Origin of the sequence: Flavobacterium sp. RHBU_3 (genome assembly GCF_046613565.1) — a bacterium.
Taxonomy (GTDB): domain Bacteria; phylum Bacteroidota; class Bacteroidia; order Flavobacteriales; family Flavobacteriaceae; genus Flavobacterium.
On sequence record NZ_JBKJHC010000008.1, the window covers coordinates 223425 to 234091 of the forward strand.

A 10667-nucleotide genomic window follows, 5' to 3' on the forward strand; every position below is an offset into this window, starting at 1 on the left:
GACCTGATTCCGGCAGATCCCCGGCAACCTAAATCAACTAACCCAAATAGTAACTTAAATTATTTAACCCACTCGGTTTTAAAAGTGGTTTTTCCATTCAAAGGATTCTGGCTTACCTCAAAGCTGCTGCCTTTTTTGGCAGTGCTTACGGTTTGTACTGCATCGCTGCCCGGTAGGTATACCTTACCAGTAGCCGCAGTAGTAGCATCTGTAGCATATACTTTAAGCGTAAGCTTGCTCCAGTCCATGTCCTGGGTGCTTTGCGCCAGTTTTATGTGCGGAAGCACAGTACCGTTCTTAACCAATACTACTATCGGCAGGTCTCCGGCCTTGATTTTATGCCAGCCGCCTTCATATACTTTTTTAGTCTGGTAATCTATCCATTGTCCCGGCGGAAGGTATACATCCCTTTCGGTAACTTCCTCAAATAGCGGTGCCACTAACATGTCTGACCCAAAAAGGTATTCGTTGTCTACAAGCCAAGAACCGGGGTCGTTAGGGTATTCCACAAACAAGGCACGCATCATTGGTAGGCCACGTTCGGTACAGTCTTTCGCCTGGGCATAGATGTACGGCATCAGCTCGTAGCGCATGTTATCGGCATTACGGTACATTTCCAGGAAGTCGCTGCTGTACAGCCATGGCTCCTTAGGCGGTTCGCCGTGGCTGCGTACGTGGCTGGTAAGCATCCCGAACGGTGTCCACCTGCGGTACAATGGCTCAGGCGATTTGGTAACAAATCCGCCCACATCGTGGCTCCAGAAACTAAATCCTGAAAGCCCCAGTGAAAGCCCACCCCTTAGAGTAGCGCTCATAGCACCATTAGTGGTAGCGGCATCGCCACCCCAATGCAGCGGGTAACGCTGGCTACCGGCCCAGGTACTGCGCGCCCATATCAGCGTATAGCCTTTTTCGCGTTGGGTAACTTCGGCAACAGCCTTGTTATAGCGCAGCGGGTACAGGTTGTGCTCGTAAAAACCGGTGCGCCCGTTGCTGTAAATACCGTCATACGGAGCAGCCTCCCCAAAGTCTACCTTAAATACGGCAACACCCTGGTCAAACAGGTTTTTCAGTTTGCCCTGATACCATTTTATAGTAGCCGGGTTGGTAAAGTCCAGCACGGCATCTTCATACGGAAGGTTGCCCTTACGGTCTTTCACGGCAAGGTTGTTGTCTACAATTTCGTTAAAAAGCGTATTCTTTGGCGTGAAGTACGGCAGCTGCCACAGGCATATATTAAAGCCGTCTTTCTTCAGGTCGACCATCATTTTTACAGGATCTTCAAAACGCTTAGAGGCAAACTGGTAGTTGTTCCTCCAGTCGGTATCAAACCAGCCGGTATCAAAGTGGATTACATCACTTGGTATTTTGTTCTTGCGAAGGTTTTTGGCAACCTCACGGCCTTCTTTTTCAGAGAAATAGGTAATACGGCTCATCCACAACCCGAATGACCACAGTGGCGGCATTGATGCCTTACCTGTAAGGTCGGTATATTCATCAAGGATGTCCTTCGGCTCACCGATAAACAGGAACAGGTCGGCCTCGTCGTCGCCTATCATCATTTTGTTGGTGTTGGCTTCATATTTACCAAAGTCTACCGTAATGGGTGATGAGGTATGCATAAACACACCATAGCCACGACTGCTCATGTAGAAAGGTATCGGCTTGTACATGGTTTCGTTCTGTACACCGTTAGCATCATCTGTATACAGGATTACCTTTTGCCCGCGCTTGTTAAAGTTGGTAAACGATTCACCACAGCCGAATATCTTTTCATCGGGCTCTAGGCTGAATACCGGTGCCATGCTGCGCGAATAATCAGCAGTGCGGCGCACGAAGCTGAACGGCAGGATAGGGGTGTAGGTATTCTGCACATCCTTGTCGTGGATGGTGCTGGTAAGCAGTTTACCGGCTGCATCGTATATTTTTACGTGCCATGGGTTGGCTATTATCTCTACCGAACCGTACTTGCCGGTGTACTTGTGCCCGGTAGTTGTTTTGCTGTATTTCCAAAGTTCAGGGTGGTTTGGTGCCGTGCCGTTTACCAGCATCAGCGATTCTGTAGGCTGGTGGAACTGCGGCCCCGAAGCCATTTTTATCCTCACGGCACGCTCTGAAACAAACTGTATGCTGAATGGCAGTACCGGCGATACTTCGTACTCGGTGGTAGGGAACTCATTTGGCGGGGTTACTACCGGTTTCATCAGCATGTTGTCGAATGCGTGACGTATCTGGTAGGTATTGCGTATGTATTTTACCGTACCTTTTCCGGTAGCCGGGTCAAAAGACGCAAGCTCATCGGCAAAATAGAAGGCGTTGAGGTAGTTCTCAAAATCCTTGCTGATGTCGATAGGCCCGTTCAGCACATCGGCATTCTGCACTTGTGCCTGCATGCTGTGCCCTCCCATAAAGAGCGCCGCTATGGCCGACAGTACGCTTAGTTTTTGTTTGTTCATGAGGTTATAGTTTGGTTATAAGCGAGAGGTTATTTGCAATCCGTTATTTTGTATTCAGGGTTATTGTAGCACTCTTAAGCCCGGGCGAACTCGCTGTAAGTTCCAGCGTACCAGCCTTAGAGCCCGCCTGTACTATTACAAGGCATTTGCCCATCCAGGCGCTGTGTTTTTCGGCTTTGTACGGTTCGTGGCTCACGGGGTCGCCGCTGCACACGCCTACTATTTTACCGTCGCCCTTCAGGCTGAAGTTTATCATGTTACCGGCTGTTGCGGCAAATACACCATTGGCATCGGTAATGTCTACGGTTATGTAGCTTAGGTCGGTGCCATCGGCAGTTATGGTTTCGCGGTCGGCAGTAGCTTTCAGGGCAGCAGGCGCACCGGCGGTTTTTATTTCTTTTTCCAATACCACCTTACCGCCTTTGCGCGATACGGCTTTTAGCGTACCCGGCTCGTATTTTACCCTCCACATAATATGGAGATCGTCGCCGTGCTTGCTTTTTTTGCCAAGTGATTTGCCGTTAAGGTACAGCTCCACTTCGTCCGCGTGGTTGTAGTAGGCCCATACGTCTACTTCTTGTCCTGCTTTCCAATTCCAGTGCGGGAAAACGTGCAGCACGTCCTTATCGGTCCATTCGCTTTGGTACATGTAGTACACGTCTTTCGGGAAACCGGCAAGGTCGGCCACACCGAAGTACGAGCTGATACTCGGCCACAGGTAAGGGGTAGGTTCGCCAATGTAGTCGAAGCCTGTCCAGATGAACATCCCCGAAAGGAAATCGTATTTCTTCATCACTTTCCAGGTTTCCTCATGGGTAGAACCCCACGGAGCCTGTACCTGGTCGTATGCCGAAACCGTATTGCCCGGGTTACCGTCGTGGAACGGTATGTCCCAACGCTTAGGCCATATTTTTATCGTATCTGATTTTGCATCATAATAACCCCTTGTTTCCAGTGCCGAAGTAGTTTCGGTAGCAATAAATGGCACCTTAGGGAAGTTTACCTGGTGCTTTGGCCAGGTTTGGTGGGCATAGTTGTAGCCAATGATATCCAGCGCTCCTGATGCCGCAAGGTTGTTCGGCTTATCGGCAGTGTTTGTAAACTGTATGCTTACTTTGGTGGCATCTACCGCTACCGGTGGGTTCATGGCTGCTGTAACCGGCCTTGTTTTATCTAGGTTTTTTACAATGGCGGCAAGTTCTCGGCCTATATCAGCACCCTTGTCACTCCATTGTTCCGGGATTTCGTTCCCTATGCTCCACATAAACACACTTGGGTGGTTACGGTCGCGCAGTACCTGGTCTTCCAGGTCTTTCTTGTGCCATTTGTCCCAGTCTTTGCTGTAGTCGTCAGGGTTTTTGGCCTGTGCCCACATGTCAAAGGCTTCGTCCATAACAATAAGGCCCATTTTGTCGCACAGGTCCAGTAGTTCCGGGGCAGGAGGGTTGTGGCTGGTACGGATACCGTTAACGCCCATTTCCATCATAATCTGCAATTCGCGCTCCATAGCACGGGTATTAAACGCTGAGCCCAGCGGACCCAAATCGTGGTGCAGGCATACACCTTTTATTTTCAGAGGCTTCCCGTTTAGGATAAAGCCCTTGTCTAAGTCAAATTTAAAATCACGGATACCAAAAGTGGTTTCATACACATCAGCCACTTTGCCATCTACACTTATTTCGGTAACGGCGCGGTATAGTTCCGGTTTTTCGGTACTCCACAATGCCGGGTTAGTTATCTCGGTTTGCTGCGTTACTTCCTGCTGTGTATTGGCACCTATCTTTTGCTCGGCAGTAACAGCTGTTATTTCACTGTCGCCTTTATAAATGGTGGTGGTTATGGTAGCGGTTTTTTCCGCTTTGTCTTCATTTTTTACGGTGGTTTCAAGTGCTACGGTAGCTTTTTCTGCCGAAACCTTAGGTGTGGTAATGTATGTACCGTATTCGGCTACATGTACATTAGCAGTGGTAGTAAGCCACACGCTGCGGTAAATACCCGAACCCGAATACCAGCGCGAATTAGGCTGTTTCGAGTTATCGGCCTTTACAATGATTTCATTCTCTTGGTCTTCGCCAAATTTAAGGTAGGGGGTAATGTTATAGCTAAAGCCGATGTATCCGTTAGGGCGGTTGCCCAGGTAATGGCCGTTTACCCATACGCTGCTGTTCTTATATATCCCGTCAAACGTTATGGTGGTAATTTTATCGCTGTCGGCTTGTGGTACGCTGAATGTTTTTTTATACCAGCCCAGGCCGCCGGTTAGTGCGCCGCCGCCTATTCCCGCAGGGCTGTGCTCGTCAAAGCTGCCTTCTATGCTCCAGTCGTGCGGAAGGTTAAGGGTGCGCCACTGTGTGGCTGTGCCTATGGTATCGTGGTCTTTAGAATCATTCAGGTGAAATTGCCAACCGGTATTAAAATCTACTTTACGGTTTGCAAGCAGGGTAGTGTCCTGGGTACCGCAAGCTACCAGGGTTATGGTACCGGCAAGCGCCAGGGTTTTAATAAGATTTAGTTTGTAAGGTGCAGTCATTACGGGTTATTTAAAAAAGGCCGGTAAGCCCTCATGCTTACCGGCCCCAATTATGAGAAAAATTATTCTGCTGGTTTGTAGTGGAACATTATCTGGCACTGTCCTTCACCTGTACGGCTTTGGTCGCGTACTACTGCAAGGCGCAGCGATGTTTCAGTAATTTCCAGTACGTGTACATTTACCCAGTTACTACAGTCAGGGTAGTAATCTCCGCCATACAGCATTTCGGGGCCTCCGTTAAATATCAGCCTGTCTGTATCAAGGTTTAGAGAGAAAGTACCTGTTTTTGTAGTCTGGTCTGTAGTAGCAAGGGCTGTTTGGCTAATGCTTACGTTATAGTTACCATCAAGGTTAAACGTCATGCTGCCCCAGTCTTTGTTAACCATAGCCCAGCTTGCATCGTTGTAAGTAGGGAACCAGGCCCAGTTATCGCCGCTTGAAGCAGGGTAGTCAAGACCACACCAGCCTATAGGGCTGTCCATATCCAGTACCCAGGTTTTTCCTTCAGTACCATTTGTAAGGTAACCCCATTCTGCTGCGCTGAAGTAATCTTCGTCGTTGTTTGCTATGGTTATGTTTACCGGTTGTGCTGCTACTGCACCACCACGGGTATATGCTGTAAAGTATACAGTATAAGTACCTGCAAATGGAAATACAGTGCTGGTGGTTTGTAGGTTGCTATGGCCCAGGTCGTCACCGGCAGCATTAGTATAGTTCCAGTATGGTATTACGTCCTCAGTAAGGTTAGTCATAATTACCTTATTAGGGTCGCTAGGATCTATTGTAACAGAGATGTTTATCTCCGAAGCATCAAGCGTAATAGCCGGTAGGCTATCGCGGTCTTCTACCGGATCGCAGGAAACAATGGTTCCTACAGCCAGTAGGGCAACAATCATTTTAAACATATTTTTCATGAGTCTCATTGTTTTTATTGTTTATTACCAACCGGCATTTTGGGTGATTGCACCGTTAGATACCAGTACCTGAGATTGAGGAAGTGCAAACCAGCCAAGAGTTTCTGGCCTGAAAGTTAATGCAAATTCACCTCCTTGGCTAGTAGCATTTACTGCAGCTGCAGTCACTGTCATACCTTGTCTTATAAGATCGAACCATCTTTCGCCTTCAAGAGCAAGTTCCAGCCTACGCTCGTTCATAATGTTTGCCAGTGTAGCCGGTACGCTGTGCGAGTTGTCAGTAACTCCGTACGCACGGTTACGTATCCTGTCTAAACAGGTTTGTGCAAAAGTGTCGTTAGTGCCCAGGTTAAGCTCGGCAGCCATAAGCAGTACATCAGAGAAACGAAGAAGATAAATATCCTCTGTGTTGTCTATCTGCATATCGCCTGTACCTTGTTCTCCTGCTATACGTGCACCTTTTTTCCATCCGTAGCCAGTGTATTGACGTTGTCCGTTAGCATCGGCATCATAGCCAAGTCCTTCGCCTACAAAGTCAATTATTGTGGCATCACGGCGGGTATCTCCGGCACCGTAAGCATTATATAGCATTGGTGTTACTGTACCACCGCCCCAGCCTTGTCCGTATGGGCCAAAATCACCACCACGAACAGAGATGTTTACTTTAAAGCGGTTACCATCGTGCAGGTTCCAGTTAGCATTACCAGAACCGTTGTAACGGATAGCAAACACAGCTTCGGTATTACCTTCGCCTGCATAAGTAGCGCCTTCAGATGCTGATGATGCCAGCCATAGGCTTGCAAAATCATCTACAAGAGCGTGGCCACTGTTGTTTACCACATCATTTACATAAGTTATAGCCTGGTCTTTAGTTACTACACCGGCAAGATCTGCCTGTCCGTAATAAGTAGTGTAGAAAAGGAACGCTTTGGCCAGTAAGCCTTCAGCAGCCCATTTAGTTACACGGCCATAGTTAGCATTAGCAGGGGTAGAGTAGTTATCGTCTCCCAGGTTATCCGCTGCAAACTTAAGGTCTTCTGCAATAAGCTTGTAAGTAACCTCTGCTGACTGGCGTGGAGATTCAAACTCAGCCGCAGTAAGTGTATGGTCTAAAGGAACAATATCGCCAAATACCCTTGCAAGGCGGAAATGGTAAAAAGCCCTAAGGAATTTTGCCTCAGCCTCATATTGTGTGCGTAGCGCAGTATCTTCGCCCCATTCTATGTTATCAAGGTTTTCCAGAAGCACGTTTGCCCTGTATATACCTATGTAATCATTTTCCCATATTGGGTCGTTCATTTCCTTGTCGGTAACAAACTGAAAACGGTCGCGCTCTACGTCTACGTTACTGTCGGCAGTACCAAAACCACCGTAGCAGTTATCTGAAGCTATTTCTGTGTTCATTAGCCATCCGCCGTAGCCTTCGCGTTGCAGTATGTCGTATACAGCTACAAGACCTTTAAGACCGTCTTCAGGGGTTTTATAAAAGTTTTCTTCCACCTGCTGGGTGTAAGGCGACTTTGTAATAAAATCATCTGTACAAGAGCCCAGTACAAGCAATGATGTTATTCCGAATACTTTAATTATATTTTTCATTGTTTCATGCAATTTTTAGAAGTTAACACTTAAGCCAAGCATATACGTCCTTGGTTGTGGATATGAACCTACATCTATACCTTTTGCCCAAGATTGGTTTGCGTTACCAAAGCCCACCTCAGGGTCAAGTCCGGGATATTTAGTAAAGGTAAACAGGTTATTTGCCGAAGCATAAATCCTGAATTGTGAGAATGTTTTACCTACTATATCCGATAGTTTAGATACGTCGCAACCCAGTGTTATGGTTTTAATCCTGAAGAAATCACCATCTTTCATGTAAAGGTCGCTAAATTTTGTCCAGTTACCGTTAGCATCAGTACCATAAGTTACCCTTGGCAGGTGGTTAGAGCTGCCTTCAGTAGTCCAACGTCCAAATACATCTGTAGTGTAGTTGTAGAATGGCCTTGAGTAATCACGTACACCATAAGCTATCTGGTTACCAGCTACACCGTAAGTGTACACAGAAAGGTCAAACGCCTTGTAGTTTAGCTGGAAGCTAATACCGTAGTAGTAATCAGGGTTAGGGTCGCCTATTTTAGTTTTGTCATCGGCAGTAATAGCGCCGTCACCATTAAGGTCTACAAATTTCACGTCGCCCGGTTGTGCATTTGGCTGTATCGGGGTACCGTTGTGCTCATAAGCGGCTATTTCAGCCTCGTTCTGGAAGATACCGTCTGTTTTAAGACCATAGAAGTAACCTATAGGTTGTCCTTCTTGTACACGGTTTATTTCATCTATACCCTGGAACAGCAGGTTGCTGTCTCCGTAAATGATACCGTTTTGGTTAGCTACCTTAGTAACTTCGTTTTTGTTTTTAGAAATGTTGGCGTTTACTGTAAGCCTCCAGTCGTTTCCAAAGGTAGTATTGTAGCCAAGTGCAGCTTCAAAACCTTTGTTGTTTACGTTACCACCGTTAATGTAAGGAGCCTGTGCACCTGCAATTTCCGGTACTGTAGCCTGTAAAAGCCAGTCTTTAGTAGTTTTATCGTAATAGTCGAATGTAAATGTTAGGTTGTTAAATAATGTAGCATCTATACCAAGGTCAAGCTGCTCAGAAGTTTCCCATTTAAGGTTAGGGTTGTTAAGAGCGTCTGGGCTTGCGCCTGTATAGTTTACAAGGTCTGTACCGTTACCAAACTGGTAGTTTTTGTCATAAGACGATATGGTAGACATGTAAGCAAACCTCCTTGAAAACTGGTCGTTACCGTTTTGTCCCCAGCTACCGCGTATTTTAAGTGATTTAACCACTTTATTGTCTTGAGGGAAGAATGATTCCCTGTCTACGTTCCATCCTGCAGAGAATGAAGGGAATATAGCCCACTTGTTGTTTGCACCAAATTCTGATGAACCGTCGCGGCGAATAGTAGCAGTAAACAGGTATTTGTTGTCGTAATCATACAGTACCCTACCGAAGTATGATGCTATAGCATAGTCATAACGGTTACCTGTAGTAGTGTTTAGCGCCTGGTTAGTTACGTTATCAAGATAAGCGTGGCCAAAGTCGTTAAAGGTAAGGTCCCTGCCGGTGGCGCTTGAATACCTTGAAAAACGCTCACGTGCAGATATACCCCCAAGTACGTCTATGTTATGGTTGCCAAAACTTGCTTTGTAGTTAGCTGTATTTTCCCAAATGTATGAGAAGTTGTTTGTAGCGCTTTGTGTTACCGAGTTTACGGTAGCATAGCTTACCGATGAAAGCTGGTAAGTAGGGGTAAACGCACGGTAGTTATCTGTATAGATATCTACACCAAATGAAGTTTTTACTGTAAGGCCTTTTACCGGTACTACTTCTGCAAATACGTTACCTACAAAACGGTTTGCAAGGGTTTCTTTAAAGTTAGTGTAGTATAGTAAACCAAGTGGGTTTGTAATATCTGCACTAATATCAGATGAACCGTAGCTGCCGTCTTCATTGTATACATCAAAGTTTGGCGGTGCGTTAAGGAAACCTCTTAGCGAGTTACTGTAGATACCCTGGTCTGCAATACCCCTGCTTTTTGTATTAGCGTACGAGAAGTTTTCACCTATTTTAAAACGATCTTTAATAATATTAAAGGTAGTGTTTGTATTAAAGGTAACACGGTCGTACTGAGACTGACCTGTTTGGCTTCCTATAAGACCATCCTGACCGTAGTAAGAAAGGCCAGTGCTGTATACCACTTTATCATTACCACCATTTACAAGAAGTGAGTGGTTTTGTTTCATGGCACCGTCATTAAACATTTGATCCTGCCAGTTAGTATTTGGCATTGCATCTATTTGATCTGAAGTGTAAAGCGGAGAAAAGCCTGAGTTTACACGAGCTTCATTCATAATAGTTGCATACTCCTTTGCATTAAGCATAGGAAGCCTTTTGTAGCTTTGTTGCCATCCTGTGTAGCTGTTTAATGAAACAGTTACTTTGCCTTCAGCACCTTTTTTAGTAGTTACAAGGATAACACCGTTAGCTGCACGTGCACCGTAAATAGCGGCAGCAGAAGCGTCTTTCAGGACGTCTATCCTTTCTATCGTAGAAGGATCCAGGTAGCTGATACCGTTATCTACTACCACACCGTCTACTACATAAAGCGGAGAGGCATTACCCACAGTACCCGCACCGCGGATGTTTACCACCATACCAGCACCCGGCTGACCCGATGTTTGTGTAATGTTTACACCACTTGTTTGCCCTTGTATGGCACTTGTAGCATCAATACTGTTTGTTTGTTGAAGGTCTTTACCGCTTACTACTGTAGTAGCAGCCGTACTTACCTTACGTTTTTGAGTACCGTAACCTACTACCACTACTTCTTCGAGTTCCTGGGTAGAAGATTTAAGTGCTACGTTTATTGTAGTTTGGCCGTTTACAGGAATTTCCTGTGTAGTAAAGCCTACGTAGCTAATTACCAGTACAGCATTAGTGCTTGCACTGATTTGGAATTTACCGTCAATGTCGGTACTTACACCATTTGTTGTGCCTTTTTCTACTACGTTTACACCAGGAAGTCCAAGGCCATCATCTGCCGAGGTAATAGTTCCTGAAATAGTGGCTTGCTGTGCAAATGCTGTATACGAAAGCATCGTAAGCATAAACAACATGCAAAGCGTAAGTACTCTTGGCGGAATACAAAAATTACTTTTCATGATAAATGAGAGTTTGGTTATAGGGTTAACATTATGGGTTAGACGTCC

Annotated in this window: 5 protein-coding genes; all 5 read right to left on the reverse strand. The window is 46.1% G+C overall.

Features of this window, described 5'->3' with window-relative positions; translation table 11 throughout:
• Positions 1–59 precede the first annotated feature (59 nt).
• The 5 genes from ACLI1A_RS13055 to ACLI1A_RS13075 all read right to left on the reverse strand — a co-directional run bounded on the left by ACLI1A_RS13055 (position 60) and on the right by ACLI1A_RS13075 (position 10619).
• Positions 60–2408: a TIM-barrel domain-containing protein gene (locus ACLI1A_RS13055; protein ID WP_411409117.1), complete on the reverse strand. Its 2349-nt coding sequence runs from the start codon at positions 2406–2408 to the stop codon at positions 60–62.
• A 91-nt stretch (positions 2409–2499) separates the two neighbouring features.
• A complete protein-coding gene (locus ACLI1A_RS13060; protein ID WP_411409111.1) occupies positions 2500–4986 on the reverse strand; it encodes a glycoside hydrolase family 2 TIM barrel-domain containing protein in 2487 nt (828 codons plus the stop codon).
• 62 nt (positions 4987–5048) lie between these two features.
• The gene (locus ACLI1A_RS13065) at positions 5049–5900 is read right to left on the reverse strand and encodes a hypothetical protein (protein ID WP_411409112.1); all 852 of its coding nucleotides are present in this window, start codon (positions 5898–5900) and stop codon (positions 5049–5051) included.
• 24 nt (positions 5901–5924) lie between these two features.
• Positions 5925–7496 (reverse strand): RagB/SusD family nutrient uptake outer membrane protein, encoded by a 1572-nt coding sequence (locus ACLI1A_RS13070; protein WP_411409113.1) that lies wholly within the window; start codon positions 7494–7496, stop codon positions 5925–5927.
• A gap of 15 nt (positions 7497–7511) precedes the next feature.
• Positions 7512–10619 carry a SusC/RagA family TonB-linked outer membrane protein gene (locus ACLI1A_RS13075; protein ID WP_411409114.1) on the reverse strand — a complete coding sequence of 1036 codons (3108 nt, stop codon included), beginning with the start codon at positions 10617–10619 and terminating at the stop codon, positions 7512–7514.
• Positions 10620–10667: the final 48 nt, after the last annotated feature.